This is a genomic window from Streptomyces cadmiisoli, from assembly GCF_003261055.1.
In the GTDB taxonomy this organism is placed as follows: domain Bacteria; phylum Actinomycetota; class Actinomycetes; order Streptomycetales; family Streptomycetaceae; genus Streptomyces; species Streptomyces cadmiisoli.
The window spans coordinates 645,578-669,342 of the sequence record NZ_CP030073.1; the positions used below are offsets into that span (position 1 = coordinate 645,578).

General features: G+C 71.2%; 5 protein-coding genes. 3 read left to right on the forward strand and 2 right to left on the reverse strand.

Going from position 1 to position 23,765, the window contains the following annotated elements; genetic code table 11:
• Window positions 1–374: 374 nt before the first annotated feature.
• The 3 genes from DN051_RS02720 to DN051_RS02730 all read left to right on the forward strand — a co-directional run bounded on the left by DN051_RS02720 (window position 375) and on the right by DN051_RS02730 (window position 21,356).
• On the forward strand, window positions 375–13,907 hold the full coding sequence (locus tag DN051_RS02720; protein ID WP_112441988.1) for a type I polyketide synthase: 13,533 nt from the start codon (window positions 375–377) through the stop codon (window positions 13,905–13,907).
• A gap of 124 nt (window positions 13,908–14,031) precedes the next feature.
• Window positions 14,032–20,517: a type I polyketide synthase gene (locus DN051_RS02725; RefSeq protein ID WP_112437852.1), complete on the forward strand. Its 6,486-nt coding sequence runs from the start codon at window positions 14,032–14,034 to the stop codon at window positions 20,515–20,517.
• 83 nt (window positions 20,518–20,600) lie between these two features.
• The gene (locus DN051_RS02730) at window positions 20,601–21,356 is read left to right on the forward strand and encodes a thioesterase II family protein (protein ID WP_246040876.1); all 756 of its coding nucleotides are present in this window, start codon (window positions 20,601–20,603) and stop codon (window positions 21,354–21,356) included.
• Window positions 21,357–21,377: 21 nt separating this feature from the next.
• On the opposite strand, the gene DN051_RS02735 is transcribed toward DN051_RS02730, so the two are convergent.
• Together DN051_RS02735 and DN051_RS02740 are read right to left on the reverse strand one after the other, a co-directional pair.
• Window positions 21,378–21,650, reverse strand: coding sequence for a hypothetical protein (locus DN051_RS02735; RefSeq protein ID WP_112437854.1), 273 nt, complete (start codon window positions 21,648–21,650; stop codon window positions 21,378–21,380).
• An 885-nt stretch (window positions 21,651–22,535) separates the two neighbouring features.
• Entirely contained in the window at window positions 22,536–23,636 is a 1,101-nt protein-coding gene (locus tag DN051_RS02740; RefSeq protein ID WP_112437855.1) for a WxL protein peptidoglycan domain-containing protein, read from the reverse strand.
• Between the last annotated feature and the right edge of the window lie 129 nt (window positions 23,637–23,765).

The following is a 23,765-nucleotide window of genomic DNA, read 5'->3' on the forward strand; positions in this document are numbered from 1 at the left end:
GGGAGGCCGGGGGAAGGCCCCCCGGGCGTGCGTCGTGTACTCCCCTTCACGACTACGCAAGAAAGCTATCCGCACGCTGGAACCGGTGACTCATCGAGAGGTAACGGCCCGCCGGGCAAAGCACCACGGCCGCTCTGATTACCGCGCCGTGATCACTCGTTGGATGTTCAAAAGCCTGCCGTCCTTACCGTCGACCGGGGCTCTCACCGAGCTGTCCGAGATCCCCGTACGCAGACCAAAGTCTTTGACCAGTGCGCCCCGCAGCAGGGAAAGGGCATCTGAAGGTGACACAGAGCAAGCACGACATCCACGGAGAGACCGCCGGGCAGCACGGAACGGCCGGGAACCGCGCTGAGCCGATCGCTGTCGTCGGCATGTCGTGCCGGCTGCCCGGAGCCGGCCATCCGGCCGCGTTCTGGGACCTGCTCTCCCGCGGCGACAGCGCGATCACCCCGGTGCCGGACGGGCGTTGGGGCCCCGACGGAGCCTCCCTCGGCGCCGGAAAGGGAGGATTCCTGGAGTCCGTCGCCGATTTCGACGCGCCGTTCTTCGGTGTCTCCCCGCGCGAGGCGGCGGCGATGGACCCGCAGCAGCGGCTCGTGCTGGAGCTGACGTGGGAGGCACTGGAGGACGCCGGTGTCGTCGCCGCCACCCTGCGCGGCAGCAGGACCGCCGTCTTCGTCGGCACCCTGCGCGACGACTACACCAGCCTGCTGTACCTGCACGGCACCGAAGCCGTCACGCAGCACACCATGACAGGCGTCAACCGGGGCGTCATCGCGAACCGCGTCTCGTACCACCTGGGGCTGCACGGTCCGAGCATGACCGTGGACTCCGCCCAGTCCTCGTCGCTCGTCGCCGTCCACCTGGCCTGCGAGAGCCTGCGGGCCGGAGAGGCCGACAGCGCGCTCGTCGCCGGTGTGAACCTCAACCTGCTCGCCGAGAACGTCGTCACGGAGTCCCGCTTCGGAGCCCTGTCGCCCGACGGGACCACCTACACCTTCGACGCCCGGGCCAACGGCTTCGTGCCCGGCGAGGGCGGCGGCGCCGTCTTCCTCAAGCCCCTGAGCCGGGCCCGCGCCGACGGCGACCGCGTCTACGGCCTCATCCTCTCCAGCGCCGTCAACAACGACGGCGCCACGGACGGCCTCACCGTGCCGAGCGCGGCAGCGCAGGAGGCGGTGCTGCGAGAAGCGTACGACCGCGCCGGCGTCGCCCCCGAAGAGGTCCACTACGTCGAACTCCACGGAACCGGCACGCCGGTCGGCGACCCGTTGGAAGCCGCCGCGCTCGGCGCCGTCCTCGGCACCGGTCGCACGGGGCGGAACGCACTGCGCGTCGGCTCGGTGAAGACCAACATCGGCCACCTCGAAGGCGCCGCGGGCATCGCCGGACTGATCAAGACCCTGCTGAGCCTCCACCACCGCCGGCTTCCGGCCAGCCTGAACTTCGAGACTCCCAACCCGAGGATCGACCTGGACACGCTGGGACTCTCCGTACAGCGTGAGCTGACGGAATGGCCCGACGCGAGCCGCCCGCCGGTCGCCGGTGTCAGCTCCTTCGGCATGGGCGGCACCAACGCCCATGTCGTCGCCTGCCAGGCCCCCGCCCCGCTCGCCGAGGACAACTCCCCGGTCGCTCCCGCCCTCACGCCCTGGGTCGTCACGGGCCATGACGAGGACGCGCTGCGCGCCCAGGCCGCCAAGCTGCGCGCCTTCGTCGCCGAACGGCCCGGGCAGTCGCCGCAGGACATCGGGCGCGCACTGGCCACCACCCGGACCTTCCTGCGCCACCGGGCCGTCGTCGTCGCGGACGGCCGCGACTCCCTGCTCGCCGGCCTGGACGCGCTCGCCACCGCGGCCCCCGCCTCCTCGGTCGTCTCCGGCGCCGTCCGACCGGCCGGGACGGCGTTCCTCTTCACCGGGCAGGGCGCCCAGCGCACCGGTATGGGCCAGGAGTTGTACGACACGTTCCCGGTGTACGCCGCCGCCTTCGACGAGGTCGCCGCCCACCTCGACCCCCTGCTTCCGCGCCCGCTCATCGAGCTCATCGCGGACGACGAGGCGCTGCACGAGACGGGCGCCACCCAGCCGGCCCTGTTCACCGTCGAGGTCGCGCTGTTCCGTCTCCTGGAGAGCTGGGGCCTGCGCCCCGGCCACCTGGCCGGCCACTCCGTCGGCGAGCTGGCCGCCGCCCATGTCGCGGGTGTGCTCTCCCTCGGCGACGCCGCGAAGCTGGTCGCCGCCCGCGCCCGGCTGATGCAGGCACTGCCCGCAGGTGGCGCGATGATCGCCGTACAGGCCACCGAGGCGGAGGTGCTGCCGCTGCTCGTCGGCCGCGAGGACCGGCTCGCCGTCGCCGCCGTCAACGCCCCGGACGCCGTTGTCCTGTCGGGTGACGCGGACGCGGCCACCGAGGTCGCCGACGTCCTGCGGGCCCAGGGGCACAGAACGAAACGCCTGACCGTCTCGCACGCCTTCCACTCCCCGCACATGGACGCGATGCTGGCGGAGTTCCGCACCGTCGCGGCGTCCCTCGACTACGCGGAGCCGGTGCTTCCGGTGGTTTCCACCGTCACCGGTGAACCGGTCACCGCCGGACAGTTCGCCTCGCCCGACTACTGGGTGGAGCAGGTGCGCCGCCCCGTGCGCTTCCTCGACGCCGTCCGCACCCTGGAGAGCGCCGGCGTCAGCACCTTCCTGGAGCTGGGCCCCGAGGGTGTCCTGTCGTCCCTGACCGAGGACTGCGTCGCGGATGCCGAGGCGGTCGCCGCCGTACCGCTGCTGCGCGCCGGACGCTCCGAGGCGCTGACCGCGCTCAGCGCCCTGACGACCGCGTTCACACGCGGCGCCGAGGTCGACTGGACGGCGCTGTTCGGCGACCGGACCGCACGCGGTGTCGAGCTGCCCACCTACGCGTTCCAGCGTCGCCCCCACTGGCTGGACGGCGTGCGCAGGGCGGCTGAACCGCTCCCGGGCAGCGCCGCCGAGACCGGCCCCGACGTCGCCGTGACCCCTCGTGGTGAGCTGGGCCGGCGACTTGCCTCGCTCGGCGAGGAGGAACGCTGGCGCGCCGTCGAAGACCTGCTGCACACCCATATCGCGGCGGTCCTGGAATACGAGCCGGGCCGACGCGTGCCCGACCACACCCCGTTCAGGGAGCTGGGCTTCAGCTCCCTGATGGCGACCGAACTGCGCGGCACCCTCGCCCGGGCCACCGGCCTGAAGCTGCCCGGGGGCCTGCTCTTCGACCACCCCACACCACGGGACCTCACCGAGTTCATCACGGCCGAACTCCTCGGCGTGGCCGCAACAGCGCAGGACACGGCCGTGGTGCCCACCGAGGGCGAGGCCATCGCCATCGTCGGCATGGCCTGCCGGTACCCGGGCGGGGTGGCCTCGGCGGAGGACCTGTGGCGCCTGGTCGCGGACGGCTCGGACGCCATCACCGAGTTCCCGGCCGACCGAGGCTGGCCCGAGGACCTGTACGACCCGGATCCGGACCGGCCGGGCCGCAGTGCCGTGCGCCACGGCGGATTCCTGCACGACGCGGGCGAGTTCGACGCCGCGTTCTTCGGAATCTCCCCGCGCGAGGCCCTGGCCATGGACCCGCAGCAGCGCCTCCTCCTGGAGACCGCCTGGGAAAGCGTCGAGGGTGCGGGGATCGACCCCACACGGTTGCGCGGCACCCGCGCCGGCGTCTTCATCGGCGCGACCGCCCTGGAGTACGGGCCGCGCATGGACGACGCTCCCGAGTCCGTCCAGGGCGGCGTGCTGACCGGCACCACCGCCAGCGTCATGTCCGGCCGGATCGCCTATCAGCTCGGCCTGGTCGGCCCGGCCGTCACGGTCGACACGGCCTGCTCCTCGTCGCTGGTCGCCCTGCACCTGGCCATCCGCTCCCTGCGTTCCGGCGAGACCAACCTCGCTCTCGCGGGCGGTGCCACCGTGATGTCCTCGCCTGGCATGTTCGTGGAGTTCTCCCGCCAGCGCGGTCTGGCACCCGACGGGCGCTGCAAGCCCTTCGCCGACGCCGCCGACGGCACCGGCTGGTCCGAAGGTGTCGGTCTGCTCCTGGTCGAGCGGCTGTCCGACGCGCAGCGGAACGGCCACCGCGTCCTCGGTGTGATCCGGGGTTCAGCCATCAACCAGGACGGCGCCAGCAACGGCCTGACCGCTCCCAACGGGCCCTCGCAGCAGCGTGTCATCCGGCAGGCGCTGGCCGACTCCGGTCTGGCCGCCGCGGACGTGGACGCCGTCGAGGCCCACGGCACCGGCACCCGCCTCGGTGACCCCATCGAGGCGGACGCGCTCAGGGCGACGTACGGCGCCGGACGCGACACCGACCACCCCCTGCACCTGGGCTCGCTGAAGTCCAACATCGGCCACACGCAGGCCGCGGCCGGTGTCGGCGGTGTCATCAAGATGGTGCAGGCGCTGCGGCACGGCGTGCTGCCCAGGACGCTCCATCTGGACCGGCCGAGCAGCCACGTCGACTGGTCCGAGGGCACCGTCACCCTGCTCACCGAAGCCCGGGAGTGGCCCGCGACCGAGGGGCGGCCGCGGCGCGCGGGTGTCTCCTCCTTCGGGATAAGCGGCACCAACGCCCACGTCATCGTCGAAGAGGCCCCGCCGGCCGTGGCCCCGGCCGTGCCCGAGCCCGCCGGGACCGGAACGGCCGGGACCGTTCTCCTCCCGGCCGTGCCGGCGCCGTTCGTTCTCTCGGCGCGCGACCCGAACGCCCTCCGGGAGCAGGCCGCGCGCCTGGCCCGGTACGCGTCGCACACCGAAGCCGGCCCGGCCGACCTCGGACTCTCGCTGGCCACGACCCGTACGGCCTTCGAGCACCGCGCCGTCGTTCTCGCCTCCGAGGCCGAGGACCTGCTCCGCGGGCTGGACGCGCTCGCCGAGGGGACCGAGGCGCCGCACGTCGTGACCGGCCACGCGGCCGCGACCCGCCGTACCGCGTTCCTGTTCACCGGTCAGGGCGCCCAGCGCACCGGAATGGGCCGTGAACTGTACGCGGCCCACCCGGTGTTCGCCGACGCCCTGGACGAGGTCCTCGCGGCCTTCGACGGGCTTCTCGACGTGCCGCTGCGCGAGGTGCTGTTCGGCGAGAACGCGAAGGACGCCGACGAGCAACTCATCGACCTGACCGCCTACACGCAACCGTCACTGTTCGCCATCGAGGTGGCACTGTTCCGCCTGCTGTCACACCACGGCATGTCCCCCGACCTGCTCGCGGGTCACTCCATCGGTGAGCTGGCGGCCGCTCATGTCGCCGGCGTCTTCTCCCTGGAGGACGCCGCGAAACTGGTCGCAGCCCGCGGACGGCTCATGCAAGCCGCACCGGCCGGCGGCACCATGATCGCGATCCAGGGCACCGAGGAGGAGATCGCCGCCTCCCTCACCGGACACGAAACCCACCTGTCCATAGCAGCCGTCAACTCCCCCTCATCCGTCGTCATCTCCGGCGACACCGACCTCGCCGAAAAGATCGCCGAACACTGGCAAGCAGCCGGCCGCCGCACCCACCGACTCACCGTCTCCCACGCCTTCCACTCCCCCCACATGGACGGCATCCTCAACGAATTCCGCGACATCGCCACCACCATCACCTACCACCCACCCCACACCCCCCTCATCTCCACCGTCACCGGCCAACTCGCCACCACCCAACAACTCACCTCACCCCACTACTGGGTCCGGCAGATCCGCGAACCCGTCCGGTTCGCAGCCGCCGCGCGTCGTCTCGCGGCCCAGGGCGCCACCGTCCTCGTCGAGGTCGGCCCGGACGCCGTGCTGACGGCGCTGGCCCGGCGCACCCTGGAGCACGAGCCGTCGATCACCACCCTGGCGCTGCTGCGCGCCGGCCGGCCCGAGACGCAGACCTTCGGCCTCGCGACAGCGGAGGCCTACGCGCAGGGTGCGCCACTCGACGCCGCCTCCTTCTTCCCCGGCGCCCACCGCACGGACCTGCCGCTCTACCCCTTCCAGCGCACGCATTTCTGGCTCAACGCCACCACACGCACCGACGCCCGCAGCCTCGGTCTCGACCCGGCCGGACATCCCCTGCTGACCACAGCGGTGGAATTCGCCGAGCGTGAGGACGCACTGTTCACCAGCCGCATCTCACGCGCCGACCAGCCGTGGCTGGCCGACCACACCATCGTCGGCACCGTCATCGCACCGGGCACCCTGTTCCTCGAACTCGCCCGGGCGGCGGGCGAGCACCTCGGCAGCCCCCACGTCGCGGAGCTGACGCTGGAGGCGCCGCTGCCGCTGCCCGAACGCGGAGCCGTCCGCGTCCAGGTGGCGGTCAGCGCTCCGGACGGCGACGAGCACCGGCAATTCACCGTCCACGCCCGCCCGGACAGCGACGACCGCACCCTGCCGTGGACCCGGCACGCCGCCGGAGTCCTCTCCCCCACGGCCGAGCCGCCCGCCGACGAGGACCTCGCCGTGTGGCCCCCGGCAGGCGCCGAGGCCGACGATCTCGACGGCCTCCACGACCGACTGGCCGCCCTCGGCTACGACTACGGGCCCGCCTTCCAGGGCCTTCGCGCCGTCTGGCGACGCGACGACGACGTCTTCGCCGAGGTGCGCCTGCCCGAGGCGCAGGCCGAGAGCGCGGACCGCTTCCGGCTGCATCCGGCCCTGCTCGACGCCGTACTGCATCCGCTGGTGCTGGACGCGGGTGCCGACAACGACCCGGCGGACATCCTTCTGCCGTTCAGCTGGAATGACGTCGCCCTGCACGCCGTGGGCGCCTCGGAACTGCGCGCACGCATCTCTCCCGCCGGTCCCGGCCGGGCCGCCATCACACTCGCCGACCCGGCCGGCGCCCCTGTGGCCTCTCTGGAGCTCAGCCTGCGCTCCGTGCCCAAGGAGCGTCTCGCGGCAGCACCGGGCGCCGGTGCCGGCGCCCTGTTCACCGTGGAGTGGCCGCAACTGCCGCCGCCTTCGCCGGAAGCCTCCCTCACCTGGTCCGAGGCGTACGACTCCTTCGACTCCGTCGCAGCGGACGACGTCGTGGTCGTGCGCGTACCTGTCTCGGACGGTGAGGACGACCCGGCGCCCGCTGCCCGTCGGGTGCTGCGTCTGGTCCAGGAGTGGCTGGCCGAGGAGCGGTTCACCGGCTCCCGGCTCGCCGTGGTGACACGGCACGCCGTCGCGGCGCGCGCCGATGACGTCGTGGACATCGCAGGCGCGTCGGTATGGGGACTGGTCCGCTCCGCCCAGTCCGAGCACCCCGACCGGATGGTGCTGATCGACGTCGACGACGACGCGGCGGCCGACTCCCTGCTGCCCGCCGCCATCGCAGCCGACGAACCGCAGCTCGCCCTGCGCGACGGCCGCCTGCACGCCCCCCGGCTCACCCGACGCGCCGCGACGCGCGGGGCGTCCGCCCGCCGCCTCGACACCGACGGCACGGTCCTCGTCACCGGCGGCACCGGCGGCCTCGGCGCGCTGTTCGCCCGCCATCTGGTGACCGAGCACGGAATACGGCACCTGCTGCTGGTCAGCCGCCGGGGACCCGACGCGCCAGGCGCCGCCGAGCTGAGCGAGGAACTCGCCGCGCTCGGCGCGGAGGTGACCGTGGCGGCGGCCGATGTCGGCGAACGGGCGGCCGTCGCGGCCCTCATCGCCTCGATCCCGGCCTCGCGTCCGCTGACCGCCGTCGTGCACGCCGCCGGCGTACTGAACGACGCGACCGTTCAGTCGCTGACCGAGACGCAGTTGGACGCCGTCCTGCTGCCCAAGGCGTCCGCCGCCGGGCACCTCCACGAGCTGACCCGTGACCTGGACCTCGCCGCCTTCCTGCTGTTCTCCTCGGTGTCCGGTCTCACCGGCACCGCGGGCCAGGCCAACTACGCCGCGGCCAACGCCTACCTGGACGCGCTCGCCCAGCACCGCGCCGCGCAGGGACTGGCCGCCACCTCACTCGCGTGGGGTCTGTGGGACGGCTCCGCCGGCATGGGCGCCACCCTCACAGAGGCCGACATCGTCCGCTGGGCGCGGCTCGGCATGACGCCGCTCACCCCGCAACAGGGTCTCGCCCTGTTCGACGAAGCACTGACGGCCGACGAACCCCTGCTGGCGCCCGTTGCTCTGGACCCGGGCCGGCTGGCGGCCGGAAACGGGCCGGTCCCCGCGCTCTACCGCGGCCTGGTCCGCACCCGTCCGCGTCGTGCCGCGCAGACCGGCTCGGCCGGCCGCGGATCCGGCTGGGTGCAGCAGACCGCCGGTCTGCCCGAGGCCAAGCGCGGCGACGCGGTCCTGGCCCTGGTGCGCGCCACGGTCGCCTCGGTGCTCGGTCACTCCGGCGCCACCTCCGTGGATCCGGCCCGTGCCTTCAAGGACATCGGATTCGACTCGATGGCCGGCGTGGACCTGCGCAACCGGCTCTCGGCCGCCACCGGCCTGCGGCTGCCCAGCACAGCCGTCTTCGACCACCCGACACCGACAGCGCTCGCCGCCTACCTGCTGACCCAGGTGGTCCCGGCCGAGGCGCCCGGCACCAAGCCCGACCGCCGCCCTCGGACCCGCGCCGACGAGCCGATCGCGATCGTCGGCATGGCATGCCGCTATCCGGGCGGGGTGTCCTCGCCCCAGGACCTGTGGGACCTGGTGGCGAACGGTGTCGACGGGGTCAGCGAGTTCCCGTCCAACCGAGGGTGGGACCTGGACAACCTCTACGACCCGGACCCGGATCACGCGGGGACCTCCTACGTCCGCGAGGGCGGCTTCCTGCACGACGCCGACCTGTTCGACCGGGAGTTCTTCGGCATGTCGCCGCGCGAGGCCACCGCGACCGACCCGCAGCAGCGCCTGCTGCTCGAGACCGCGTGGGAGACCTTCGAGAGCGCGGGCATCGACCCGGCCACCCTGCGCGGCAGCAACACGGGCGTGTTCACCGGCGCCATGTACGACGACTACGCGTCGCGTCTGGACAGCACACCCGAGGAGTTCGAGGGCTTCCTGCTCGCGGGCAACCTCTCCAGCGTCCTGTCCGGCCGCCTCTCCTACACCTACGGGCTGGAAGGCCCCGCGATCACCGTCGACACGGCTTGCTCGTCGTCGCTGGTCGCGATGCACATGGCCGCGAGTGCACTGCGCAACGGCGAGTGCGACCTGGCGCTCGCGGGCGGCGTCACGGTCATGAACAGTCCCCACACCTTCGTCGAGTTCTCCCGTCAGCGCGGCCTGTCGGTGGACGGCCGGTGCCGGTCCTTCTCCGACGACGCGGACGGCACCGGCTGGTCCGAGGGCGTCGGCCTCCTCCTGGTCGAACGACTCTCCGACGCGCGCAAGCACGGCCACCGCATCCTCGCGGTCATCCGCGGCACAGCCGTCAACCAGGACGGCGCCAGCAACGGACTGACCGCCCCGAACGGACCCTCGCAGGAACGGGTGATCCGACAAGCCCTCGCCAACGCCGGCCTCACCACCAACGACGTGGACGCCGTCGAAGCACACGGCACCGGCACACGCCTCGGCGACCCCATCGAAGCACAGGCACTCCTGGCCACCTACGGCCAGAAGCGGCCCGAGGAACGTCCCTTGTACCTCGGCTCGCTCAAGTCGAACATCGGCCACAGCCAGGCCGCGGCCGGCGTCGGCGGCGTCATCAAGATGATCGAAGCCATGCGCCACGGCCTCCTGCCCAAGACACTCCACGCCGAGACCCCCTCCACCCACATCGACTGGGAAACGGGAACGTTGTCCCTGCTCACCGAGGCACGCGACTGGCCCGCCACCGACGGCCGCCCACGCCGAGCGGGAATCTCCTCCTTCGGCATCTCCGGTACCAACGCCCATGTCGTCATCGAGGAACCCCCGGCCGGGCCACGCGCCGACCGGCGGCCGGGGGCGTCCTCCGGCGTCCTGCCCTGGATCATCACGGGCAAGGACCAGAAGGCGGTACGAGAACAGGCCGAGCGGCTGCGCGGGTTCGTCGAGGCGAGACCGGAACTGAACACGGCCGACATCGCGTACTCGCTCGCCGCCGGTCGCACGCTGCTCGACCAGGGCGCCGCCGTCCTGGGCGACAGCCGTACGGCCCTGCTCAAGGGCCTGGCCGCACTCGCCGCTTCGGCCGACGGCGAGCAGGTCGCGGCGGCGGTCGGCACCCGAACCGCCCGCGCCGGCAAGGTGGCCTTCCTCTTCACCGGCCAGGGCGCGCAGCGTCTCGGCATGGGGCGCGAGCTGTACGAGAGCAGCCCCGTGTTCGCCAAGGCACTGGACGAAGTGTGCAGGATCCTGGACCCGTTGCTGGTCCGTCCCATCAAGTGGGTCCTGTTCGCCTCGGAGACGACCGCCGATGCCGCGCTGATCGACGAGACGGCGTTCACCCAAGCCGCGCTGTTCGCGGTCGAAGTCGCCCTGTTCCGTCTCTTCGAGCACTACGGCGTACGTCCGGACTACCTGCTCGGCCACTCCCTCGGCGAGGTCACCGCGGCTCATCTGGCCGGGGTCCTCAACCTCGCCGACGCTTGCGTCCTGGTCGCCGAACGCGGACGGCTCATGCAGGCGGCCCGCGAAGACGGTGCGATGGCCGCGATCCAGGCCACCGAGGACGACGTACGAGCGTCCATGCTGCCGTACGGCGAGCACCGCGTCGCCGTCGCCGGGGTCAACGGTCCGCGCGCCACAGTGATATCCGGCGACGAGGACGCCGTCGAGGAGATCATGGCGGGCTGGCGGGCCCAGGGCACTCCGGTCAAGCGGCTGGCCGTCTCCCACGCCTTCCACTCCCCGCACATGGACGAGATCCTCGACGAATTCCGCGACATCGCCTCGGAGTTGGACTTCCGGGCTCCCGAGATCCCCGTCGTCTCGAACGTCACCGGGGTCCTCGCCACCGACGAGGAACTCACCTCACCCGATTACTGGGTCCGCCATATACGCGGTGCCGTCCGATTCCACGACGGCGTGCGGTTCCTGGAGTCCGAGGGCGTGTCCGAGTACCTGGAACTGGGACCCGACGGGGTGCTGACGGCGCTCGCCGCGGCCTGCCTGTCAGAGGAGGCCGGGGTCCTCGTTCCGGCGCTGCGACGCGACCGGTCCGAGACGGAGACCGTCGCGGCGTCGCTGGCCCTGCTGCGGATGCGGGGTGCCACCCCCGACTGGAACAAGGTCTTCCCCGGTGCCCGGAACATCGAGCTGCCGACGTACGCCTTCCAGCGCGACCGGTACTGGCTGGACGGCCCGGACGCTCGGCCCCACGTGACGGGCCTGGGCCTCGACCCCGCCCTTCACCCGCTGCTCGGCGCCGCGGTGGGTCTGGCCGACCGTGACACCCACGTCTTCACCGGATCGGTGTCGCTGCGCACACATGGCTGGCTGGCCGAGCACGCCGTCGACGGCAACGTCCTGATGCCGGGTACTGCCCTGGTCGAGCTGGCGGTGCGCGCCGGTGAGCAGGTCGGTGCCGACAGACTCGACCAACTGCTCCTGTCGGCTCCGTTGGTGTTTCCGGCGCGGGGTGGTGTGCAGCTTCAGGTGGTGGTCGGTGAAGCCGACGGGGCAGGACGTCGCGCCGTGGAGGTCTACTCCCGGCGCGAGCGGGAGGCGGGATCAGGGGAAGGAGCGTGGACACTCAACGCCCAGGGCTCGCTCGCCCCGGCCGGGACCGTCGAAGGTGAGGGCGAGGGCGAGGTTCTGGCGGTGTGGCCGCCGGCCGGTGCTCAGGAAGTCCCGCTGGAGGGTGCCTACGAGCGTCTCGCGGAGATCGGCTACCAGTACGGGCCGGCCTTCCAGGGACTGAAGCGGGCCTGGCGCGGTGAGGGAGAAGTGTTCGCCGAGGTCGTCCTGCCCGACGGCCCGAATGCCGAAGCCGGTCGCTTCCTGCTGCACCCGGCCCTGCTGGACGCCGCCCTCCACACCCTGCTGCCCGGCGTCGTCGACCCTGACCGGCAGGCCCTCGTCCCCTTCGGCTGGGAAGGCGTCACCATCCACGCGGTCGGGGCCGGAGCGCTACGCGTTCGCCTCACGGTCACCGACCAGGGGGCTGAGTCGCTGGACGTTTCGCTGACGGTGGCGGATGCGGCGGGTGCCCCGGTCGCGACGGTCGAGACGCTGTCACTGCGTCCGCTGTCGAAGGAGGCGCTGCGCTCGGCGGCTGCCACCGGCGCGGGCGACGCCCTGTACGCGGTGCGCTGGAACGCCCTGCCCGACTCCACACCGAAAACTGCCGTCCCCGCGAGCGAGATACTCGAAGTCGTCTCCGGCGACCGCACACCACGCGACGTCACCCACGACACCCTGCTCCAGGTCCAGGACTTCCTGAACGATCAGTCCAAACAGGACACCACACTCATCGTCGTCACCCGCGGCGCCACAGCCGTCGACGACGAAGACATCACCGACCTGCCCGCCGCCGGCGTGACCGGACTCATCCGCGTGGCCCAGACCGAAAACCCCGGACGGATCGTCCTCGCCGACATCCCGACCGGCACCCACATCAACACCACAGCCATCCTCGCCACCGGCGAACCCCAACTCGCCCTCCGCCACGGCACATTCCACACACCACGCCTCACCCCCGTGCGATCCGATGACGATGGCACGCAGGTGCGGTGGGACGAGGGCACCATTCTGATCACCGGCGCCACCGGCACCCTCGGAGCCGTCCTCGCCCGCCACCTCGTCACCGAACACCACGCCAGACACCTCCTCCTCCTCTCACGCCGAGGCGCCCAAGCACCCGGCGCCACCGAACTCGGCACCGAACTCACCGCCCTCGGAGCCGACGTCACCATCACCGCCTGCGACGTCACAGACAAAACCGCCCTCGCAGCCGTCCTCGACTCCCTCCCCACCGACACCCCGCTCAAAGCCGTCATCCACACCGCCGGCGTCCTCGACGACACCATCCTCACCGACCTCACCCCCGAACGCCTCGACACCGTCCTCCGCCCCAAAATCGACGCCGCCCACCACCTCCACGAACTCACACAACACCTCAACCTCAACGCCTTCGTCCTCTACTCCTCCATCGCCGGCCTCATCGGCAACGCCGGACAAGCCAACTACGCCGCAGCCAACACCTACCTCGACGCACTCGCCCACCACCGCACCACCCAAGGACTACCCGCCACCTCCCTCGCCTGGGGCCTGTGGGAACAGACCAGCACCATCAGCGGCGAACTCAACGACGCCGACCTCCGACGCATCAAACGCCTCGGCCTCCTCCCACTCCCCACCCACCAAGCCATGACCCTCTTCGACACCGCCACCACAACAACCCACCCACTCCTCGCCATCAGCCCCCTCGACCACACCACACTGCGGAAGGCGGGCGACGCGCTGCCGCCGCCGCTGCGCGGGCTGGCCCCGGTCGGGCGCCGCCGCACAGCGGCTGCGGCGGAGGGCCGGAGTTCCGGTCCCTCGCTGGCCCAGCGGCTGGGTGCTCTGTCGGACGAGGAACGCACGCAGGCACTCATCGATCTCGTCCGCGCCCAGGTGGCCGCGGTCCTCGGACACGCCGACCCCTCAACCATCGCGGCGGACCGCGCCTTCCAGGACCTCGGATTCGACTCACTCACCGCAGTCGAACTCCGCAACCAACTCAACAAGACGACCGGCCTGCGCCTGCCGAGCACCCTGGTCTTCGACCATCCCAACACCACGGCGCTGGCGACGTACCTGCGTGACCAGATCAAGGTGGAGAAGGTGTCGCCCGCCGACGCGGTCGTCGAACAGCTCGGCAGGCTCAAGACCGTCATCAGGTCGGCGGCCGCCGACCCGGCCGCGTACGAAAGCCTCGCGGGGCAACTGCGAGAGCTGCTGGGTGTCGCGGACGAGGTGAACGGCAGGACGCGGGCCGACGCCACGCCGGACGACAACGATCTGGACGCCGCGAGCGACGCGGAACTGTTCGCGCTCATCGACGACCTGGACTGACCGGCGATGACCGCCTCTCCGAGCCGACAAGGGGGTCGGCTCGAAGAGGCCACGAACACGTGGCATACCGCCCACCACCCACTTATCACTGTACGGGCCACATCATTTCGGGGAGCTGAGAGCAGTGGCGAACGAGCAGGAACTCCGTGACTACCTCAAGAAGGCGATTGCCGACGCGCGCGATGCGCGCAGGCGGTTGCGCGAGGTGGAGGACAAGGCACAAGAGCCGATCGCGATCGTCGGCATGGCGTGCCGCTATCCGGGCGGGGTGTCCTCTCCCCAGGAGCTGTGGAACCTGGTCGCGGACGAGGTGGACGCGGTCAGCGAGTTCCCGTCCAACCGAGGCTGGGACCTGGACAACCTCTACGACCCGGACCCGGATCACGCGGGGACCTCCTACGTCCGCGAGGGCGGCTTCCTGCACGACGCCGACCTGTTCGACCCGGAGTTCTTCGGCATGTCGCCGCGCGAGGCCACCGCGATCGACCCGCAGCAGCGCCTGCTCCTGGAGACCGCCTGGGAGGCGCTGGAGGGCGCGGGCATCGACGCGGCCACACTGCGCGGCAGCCGCACCGGTGTCTTCACGGGCGTGATGTACAACGACTACGGCTCCCGCCCCGACCTGCCCCCCGAGGGCAACGAGGGTTACCTCTTCAGCGGAAGCGCGGGCTCGATCGCTTCGGGCCGGCTGTCGTACACCTTCGGCTTCGAGGGACCGGCCGTCACGGTCGACACGGCTTGCTCGTCGTCACTGGTCGCGATGCACATGGCCGCCAGCGCGCTACGCAACGGCGAGTGCGACCTGGCGCTCGCGGGCGGCGCGGCCGTGATGTCGACACCGACCGCGTTCATCGAATTCTCCCGGTTGCGTGGCCTGGCGTCGGACGGCCGGTGCCGGTCCTTCTCCGACGACGCGGACGGCACCGGCTGGTCCGAGGGCGTCGGCCTCCTCCTGGTCGAACGACTCTCCGACGCGCGCAAGCACGGCCACCGCATCCTCGCGGTCATCCGCGGCACAGCCGTCAACCAGGACGGCGCCAGCAACGGACTGACCGCCCCGAACGGACCCTCGCAGGAACGGGTGATCCGACAAGCCCTCGCCAACGCCGGCCTCACCACCAACGACGTGGACGCCGTCGAAGCACACGGCACCGGCACACGCCTCGGCGACCCCATCGAAGCACAGGCACTCCTGGCCACCTACGGCCAGAAGCGGCCCGAGGAACGTCCCTTGTACCTCGGCTCGCTCAAGTCGAACATCGGCCACAGCCAGGCCGCGGCCGGCGTCGGCGGCGTCATCAAGATGATCGAAGCCATGCGCCACGGCCTCCTGCCCAAGACACTCCACGCCGAGACCCCCTCCACCCACATCGACTGGGAAACGGGTGCGGTCGAGCTGCTGACCGAGGCACGCGACTGGCCCGTCACCGACGGACGTCCTCGCCGGGCAGGAGTCTCCTCCTTCGGGTTCGGTGGCACGAACGCTCACGTGGTGATCGAGGAGCCCCCAGCCGCGGAAGAGGGGGCCGAGCAGGAGTTCTCCGGGGCGGCTGCTCCGGGTTCCGTTGTGCCGTGGGTGCTGTCCGGCAAGACCGAACAGGCGGTGCGTGACCAGGCAGCCAGACTCCTCACCTTCGTGGAGCAGCACCCCGACGTGCCCGTAGCCGACATCGGTCGCGCCCTGGCCACCGAACGGGTCGCCTTCGACCACCGCACAGCCATCACCGGCACCAACCACACCGAACTCACCCACGCCCTGCGCGACATCGCCCACGCCACCACACACACCGCCACCACCGCGCACCCCCACGGCAAAACGGCATTCCTGTTCACCGGCCAAGGCGCCCAACGCATCGGCATGGGCCAGCAGCTCTACACCACCTACCCCGCCTACGCCGCAGCCTTCGACGAAATCACCGCAGCCCTCGACACCCACCTCCCCCACAGCATCCGCGACACCATCCAGCACGGCACAAACCTCAACGACACCCAATACACCCAACCCGCACTCTTCGCCGTCGAAGTCGCCCTCCACCGACTCCTCCAAACCTGGGGCATCACCCCCGACTACGTCACCGGCCACTCCATCGGCGAACTCGCCGCCGCACACGTCGCCGGCGTCTTCTCCCTCCAAGACGCCGCAAAACTCGTCGCAGCCCGCGGACGACTCATGCAAGCCGCACCGGCCGGCGGCACCATGGCCGCCATCCAAGCCAGCGAACAAGAAATCACCCCCACCCTCGCGGCCGACAACGGCACCATCGCCATCGCCGCCCTCAACTCACCCACCTCCACCGTCATCTCCGGCGACACCGACACCGTCGAACGCCACATCACCCACTGGCACAAACGCGGACGCAAAGCCACACGACTCACCGTCTCCCACGCCTTCCACTCCCCCCACATGGACGGCATCCTCAACGAATTCCGCGACATCGCCACCACCATCACCTACCACCCACCCCACACCCCCCTCATCTCCACCGTCACCGGCCAACTCGCCACCACCCAACAACTCACCTCACCCCACTACTGGACCCAGCAGATCCGCCAACCCGTCCGCTTCACCGACGCCCTCACCACCCTCCACACAGCCGGCACCACCACCCACCTCGAAATCGGCCCCGACACCGTCCTCACCACCCTCACCGCACAAACCCTCGACGACGTGGACTCGGCCCCGCCGGTGGCCGCCCTGCGCCGGGACCGCGATGAGGCGGCGACTCTCGTTCAGGCCGTCAGCACCCTGCACTGCCAGGGAGTGGCGGTGAACTGGACGGCGTTCTTCGCCGGAACCGGCGCCCGCCATGTCACGCTGCCTCTGCCCACCTACGCCTTCCAGCACCAGCGCTACTGGATCAAGTCCGGCACCGGTACCTCCGATGCCGCCGGCCTGGGCCTCCAGCCCGGCGGTCACCCTCTCTTCGGCGCGAAGGTGGAGCGCGCGGACGGCGAGGGCGCGCTGTTCACCGGTCGTGTCTCGGCGCGCAGCCATCCGTGGCTGGCCCGGCACACGCTGCACGGCTCCACCGCGTTGCCGCCGGAGGCCCTGGCCGATGCGATCGTGCGAGCTGGGGACGAACTGGGCACGAGTGCCCTGGATTCGCTGGTCCTGCTCACTCCACCGGCACTGCCCGAGGAGGGGCGGCTCGAACTCCAGTTGTCCGTCGAGGAGCCGGGAGCGAGTCCGGCGCGGCCTTTCACGCTGCGTGCCCGGCCCGAGGGCGCCGACCTGCCGTGGACCGTCTGGGCGACAGGACGGCTCACCCCCGGCACCTTCAAGGCGCATTTCGGCCCGGTCGCATGGCCTCCCGCCGGGGCCACCGCCCTCCCCCTCATCGAGTCGGACGCGGACACCGATGCGGACCACGGTGTCATCGCGGCCTGGCGTCTCGGCGACGAGGTGTTCGCGGACATCGTCCTCGACGAGGCGCTGCACGGCGAGGCCGCCGACTTCGGCCTGCACCCGGTCCTGCTTCGTTCGGCCCTGCACGCCGCCGCCCTGACCGGGCCGGACGCGGAGCGGGACGACGAGGTGGTCGCTGTCGAATGGAGCGGCTTCCAGTTGTACGCGACGGGCGCCACCGCTCTGCGCGCCCATCTGGTCCCCGCGGACAATCACACCGTCGCCCTTCGACTCACCGACCGGGCCGGCCAGGCCGTGGCCGCCGCACGGGGCGTCACGTGCCGACCGGTGGGCGCGGACCAGGTGCGCGACGCCCTGGTCCGGGATGCCGACACCGTGTTCGTCGTGGACTGGCAGACAACCTCACTGCCCGCTCCGGATACGGCGCCGGTCTTCGCCTTCGTCGGTGAGAGCGGGAGCGGGACCACCATCACCGAGGCCGCCGCGCTCGCGGAGCTCGGCGAGATCGACGCTGTCGTGGTGCACGGCCCTGCCGTCGACGTACGGGGAACCGACGTCGTGGCCGCCGTTCACTCGCGGACCCACTCCGCCCTCGCCCTGGTCCAGCGGTGGCTGACCGACGAACGCCCCGGCACCGTCCCGCTCGTCGTGGTGACGAGCGGTGCTGTGGCCACCGGCGGGGAGGCGGCGGTGGATCCGGCCGGCGCCGCCGTCTGGGGTCTGCTGCGCTCCGCGCAGTCGGAGTCCCCGGACCGCATCATTCTCGTGGACGCCGACACGGAGGACCTGGAGGCCCTCGCGGACACCCTGTCCGCCGTGGTCGCCGGCGGTGCGGCCCAGGCCGCGATCCGCGACGGCCGCATCCTGCTGCCACGCGTGGTGCGTGTGCCGCGTCGTGAGGAAGGCCGCTCCCGATCCGGCTCCTGGAATCCGGAGGGCACCGTGCTCATCACCGGTGGCACCGGAAGCCTCGGTGCGCTGTTCGCCCGTCATCTGGCGCGCGAGCACGGTGTACGGCACCTGCTGCTGGTCAGCCGTCGGGGCCCCGGCGCGCCGGGCGCCGACATGCTCCGCGACGAACTGGCCGAACTGGGTGCCACCAGCACGATCGTCGCCGCCGACACCGCGGACCCCGCCGCGCTCGACGGCGTCCTCGCCGCCGTACCGGCGGCACATCCGCTGACCGGTGTGGTCCACATGGCAGGCGCCATCGACGACGGCCTGGTCAGCGATCTGACCCCGCAGCGCCTCGACACTGTCCTGGCGCCCAAGGCCGACACCGCCTGGTACCTGCACGAGCGAACCAAGCACATGGACCTGTCGGCGTTCGTCCTGTTCTCCTCCATCGCGGGGGTGATCGGCGGAGCGGGCCAGGGCAACTACGCCGCCGCCAACGCCTTCCTGGACGGGCTCGCCGCGCTGCGCGCGGCACATGGGCTCCCCGCCACTTCCGTCGCGTGGGGCCTGTGGGCTCAGCAGTCCGCCATCACCGGCGACCTCGACGAGGCCGACATCGCCCGGATCACCCGGGCCGGCTTCGGGGCGATCACCGTGGAACAGGGGCCCCGGCTGCTGGACCTCGCCCTGGCCCTGCCTCATCCGGCCTCCGTGGTCACCCCGCTGGACGTCACCGCGATGCGTGAGCGTCCGGCGCAGGTCCCGACGCTGCTCAGCTCCTTGGTGCGCAGGCCGGTGCGTCGCGTGGCCAACAACACCGGCCGCACCGCGGGTGACCTGGCGCTGCGTCTGGCCGGGGTCGACGAACGCGAGCAGATCGGACTCGTACTGGACGTGGTGCTCGCGGGGGCAGCGGCGGTCCTTGGCCATGGCGACCCGTCGTCGTTCGGCAGCGACCAGCCTTTCACCGGGCTCGGTTTCGACTCGCTCACGTCAGTGGAGCTGCGGAACCGCCTCGCCGCCGAGTTGGGCCTGCTGCTGCCCGCCACCCTGGTCTTCGACCATCCCACCCCGCGGGTCCTGGCCGAGTTCCTGCGGACTCGGCTGGTGAGCGGACCGGACGCCGCCGCGGGCGAAACCTCGGGAAGCAGCGCGGCGGAGGACTACGCGGCGGAGATCCACCTGGACGAGGAGATCCGGCCCGCCGCCGAGGTCGTGCACCAGGTGGACGACCCGGCGGAGATCTTCCTCACCGGTGCGACCGGCTTCCTCGGCGCGTTCCTGCTGCGTGATCTGTCGCGCGCGACGCGAGGAAGGCTGCACTGCCTGGTGCGCGCGCGGGACGAGGCGGACGGACTGCGGCGGCTGCGGGAGAACTTGGAGTACTACCGCCTGTGGGACGACGTGGACCCGGCCCGGCTGAACATCGTCGTCGGTGACCTCGCCGAGCCGCGGCTCGGCCTGGGCGAGGAGGAGTTCGACAACCTCGCCCGTACCGTCGACGTTGTCTACCACGGCGGTGCCAAGGTTCACTGGCTGCACCCGTTCAGCTCGTTGAAGGCGGCCAACGTCCGTGGCACGGCGGAGGTACTGCGGCTCGCCGCTCGTCACCGCACGGTTCCGGTCCACTACCTGTCCACCACCGGGGTCTTCGCCGGTGAGCGTGCGGGGGGCAACCCGCTGAAGGTGGACGACCCCACCGGTCCCGCCGAGGCGCTGCCCAGCGGCTATCTGCGCAGTAAGTGGGTGGCCGAGCAGATCATCGGGATCGCCCGCGACCGGGGCCTGCCGGTCTCCGTCTACCGCGTGGACGTCGTCTCCGGCGACCAGGTCAACGGCGCCTGCCAGACGCGCGACTTCGTCTGGCTGAGCCTGCGCGGACTGATCCAGGCCGGCGCGGTCCCGACCGGCCTGATCGCCGAGGTGCCTCTCACCCCTGTCGACTACGTCAGCTCCGCGGTGGTCGCCCTGTCCAGGTCGGCGGAGACCGCCTCGGGCACCTTCCATCTCTACAACCAGAGCCACATGTCCTTCGCCGACTTCATTACCGAACTGAGGATGACGGGTTACCCGCTGAAGGAGATGGACTGGGACTCGTGGCGCACACTCGTGAGGTCGGACCCCGACAACGTGATGCTTCCGCTGCTGGAGGCATTCGAAATGATGGCGCAGAGCGATGGCACCTTCTATCCACCGGTGGACACGAGCGTGGCGGAACTAGCCTTGGAGGGAACGGGAGTCGAGTGCCCCAAGATGGAGCCCGACCTGTTCCGACGGTATGTGACCTTCTTCCGGGAGGCCGGATTCCTGCCGCGGGTGACCGAGGACGCGCTGACCACCTCCTGATCTCCCACAGCCGCACGTGACGACAAGCGGCCGCGCCCGCCTCACTCGGAGGCGGGCGCTCGGCCGCTGGATTGGACCCCCACATGTCCGCAATGGAGAGCCGTTGGTTCAGGCGGTTCGAGAGCACCGAGCGCGGTGAGATCGCCCTGATCTGCTTCCCCCACGCAGGCGGGGCGGCCAGCGCCTATCTGGGCCTGTCACGCGCCTTGGCGCCCGACATCGACGTCCTGGCCGTCCAGTACCCGGGACGCCAGGACCGCCGTCTGGAGCCTGCGCTGACGTCCTTGACCCATATGGCCCGCGCGGTCGCCGAGGAACTGGTCCTCGTCCCGCAGCGTCCGTACGCCTTCTTCGGTCACAGCATGGGTGCGATCGTCGCCTACGAGACGGCGCGCATCCTCTCGGAGTTCGACCTGCCCACCGCACATCGTCTGATCCTCTCGGGCCGTGGTGCCCCGAGTACCTCGCCGAAGGCCACCGACCGTATCGACGGCGACGCGGCTCTGATCGCCGAGATCCGCCGCCTGGGTGGCACGACCGGCCGTGTCCTGGACGACCCCGAACTGCTGGAGATGGTGCTGCCCACCCTCCGCGCGGACTACGGCGCCCTCGGTTCCTACCGCTGGCTGCCCGGGCCGCCGCTCGACATACCGTTGACCGTCATGGTCGGCGCCTCGGACCCGATCGTCCCGGTGGACGAGGCCCGGGGCTGGCTCGCCCATTCCACGAGGCCGGGCGACGTCGTCACCTTCGACGGTGGTCACTTCTACCTCGACGCCCAACTGCCGTCGGTGGCCGACGCGGTGCGGTCGGTCCTGGGTCAGCCCGCGGCAGTTTAGTGTCGTGGCAGGCGCCTCCCGTCAGCTGAGGGACAACAGCATGTTCGTCTGTCCGATGGCCAGCGCTGTCCCTGTCACGAAGAACAATCCCTGGACGACGCTGGTGATCGGCATGCGCATGCGTGCGTGGCTGTAGCAGGACAGGGCGAGCGCCGCGGGAATGATCCAGACGAGCGCGAGGAGAACACCTGGGACGTCCTGGCTTTGCGTGGGGTTCAGCGACCGATCGGACTGCGACATGCCGACCAGGAACATCAACAGGGCGATTCCGGCCAGCGCGCCCACGTCGGCCACGGCAAGCAGCAGAGCGACCGCTGCATCGGTGAGCCGGGAGGGCCGACGCCTTCCGGCTTCGCCTTCCTGGTTCGCCGTGTGGCGCCGATCGGATCGCCGACGCCTACGGGTGCCGTTCCGGATTTCCTCCCACCAGAGCACTGCTCAACTGCACCACGAAGACGCGGATCCGGTACCGGCTCAGGACATAACAACTTGGATGCCATCGACACGGGTCGCGATGAAGGAGCCGAACTCGTGACGAGTCATCACTCACCACGGCGCCGGCACGCCGCCGGAAAGCCCCATGGAGCGTTCAACGAGGTGGCCGTCATGTGGTGCTGTCCGCCTTCAGCTGGGCGACGGCATACGGTCGGGAGCCGAGGGTGAGGAGCCGGAAGAGGGCTGCGGCAGCACGGTGGGCAGGGCTGATGCGCTCCATCACCGCGTGGTCAGCGACGAGGCGCCGGCCAGGCGCGGCCCCGGCGAGGCGTCGGCCGTCCGGCGCGCCGGACCGGAAGTGGGCTCCGGTGGCCTTGACGATGGGGTGGCGGCCGCTCAGCGCGAGTCGGGGATGGAAGTGTCGCCGGCGATTTCGGAACCGGGCCCGAAGGCCGTTCGGCAGGAGCCGAGGAAGAAGCGGAGCTCTTCCTGTTCGAAGTACATGAGCAGCCCTTCGGCGAGGACCAGGACGGGCCGGCCCGCGTCAGTGCGGTGAGGGCATCGTGCCGGCCGGGTCGGGTGACGGACGCGGCGAACAGGACGACTGGATCGTCCGGCGTCAAGTCGCGCCGCAGCCGGATCACTTCGGGCGGTAAGTTCTACGGGTGGGTCAAGAGGCGTGCCGAGCGCCGAGCGCTTCCCCGGCGGCCGAAATCCCGTCGCGGCCGCCGGACTGATCGGCTGTCAGTTACCGGAGGGCCGTTCCGCGGACGTCGGCTCGGCCTTCGTTTCCAGTGCCTTGGCGACGGCGTCGGAGATGGCCCGCGCGACACGCCGGTTGCGTCGCCTGCGCAGCAACAAATAGCCGGACGCGCTCACGGCGACCACCGCGAGGACGATCAGCTGTCCCCACGGCCAGGCCCACACCGACCGGGTCGCGGTGGCCTGGCCGACCTGGACGGGGGGTTGGTCGTCGGAGGCTACCGGCTGCAGGACCACGTCGGTGTTCAAGCGGGCGGTGGGCCAGATTCCGGTGACGGTGACGCTGCGAGTCAACGAGTTCCCGGGCAGGATCTCGGGCAGGTCGGCGAGGCGTGCGTCCTGGTTGACCAGACCGAACAGGCCGCTGGTCCTGATGAGCTGGCGGGCCTTGAGGCGGACATTGCCGGTGTTGGCGACGGTGTAGGTGACCTGCATGCTGCCGCTGCCGGCGGGGTTGAGGGTGCCGCGGTATTCGGCGTGCATGTCGGTGACCTGGAGGGCGGGCTCGAGCGGTCCGCTGACGCGCAGATGGAGACGGGAGCCCAGTCTGCGGTCCAAGCGGACGGTCTTGCCCTCGGTCTCGGTGATCAGTGAGGTGACCACACCGCCCGAGTGGTCACCCGGCGTGGCGTCCGCGGGGACGGTGAGGGTGAAGGGCACCACCGCGGACTTCTGGCTCTTCAGCGTGACGGTGGTCGACTTCATGGTGATCCAGGAGCCCACGTCGCTGGGCTTCTTGTCGGCGGCCAGGAGGTCGATGCCGCCGCTGGGGGTGGTGAAGGCGTCGCTGGCGTAGACCCGGAGCTTGATCGTGCGCTCGCTGCGGTTGACCACGGCCAAGGCGTCGGTGACGCGGGCACCAGGGGGGAGGTTGTAGGTGAAACGGCTGCGGCCCTTGCCGACCCGGGTGTCGGCGGGCGCGGCTCCCCAGGAGATCTGGTCCTTCTCCGCCGCTCGCGCGGAGGTCACCGCGGTGGGTGCGGCGGTGGCGGTCGCCGGTGTCCACAGCAGCGTCACGAGCGCCGTCAGCACGGCGGCGAGCAGATGGCGTGTCGAGACCGGTGGGGCCGCTCTCCTGGTCATGGTTCTCTCCGTCGTCGTCGTGTGGCCGGCCGCGCTGCCTTCCACAGCGCGGCCGGCCGCACGAGTTGTTCTGGGCCCGGCACGGCCCGATCGAAAGGCGCCGTGCCGGGGTGGTTGTTGTGATCGACC

Excerpts from the sequence above, each read along its gene's own strand:
- DN051_RS02720 (WP_112441988.1), top strand. The coding sequence starts at position 375 with ATGTCGTGCCGGCTGCCCGGAGCCGGCCATCCGGCCGCGTTCTGGGAC.
- DN051_RS02730 (WP_246040876.1), top strand. The coding sequence starts at position 20,601 with ATGTCCGCAATGGAGAGCCGTTGGTTCAGGCGGTTCGAGAGCACCGAG.
- DN051_RS02740 (WP_112437855.1), bottom strand. The coding sequence starts at position 23,636 with ATGACCAGGAGAGCGGCCCCACCGGTCTCGACACGCCATCTGCTCGCC.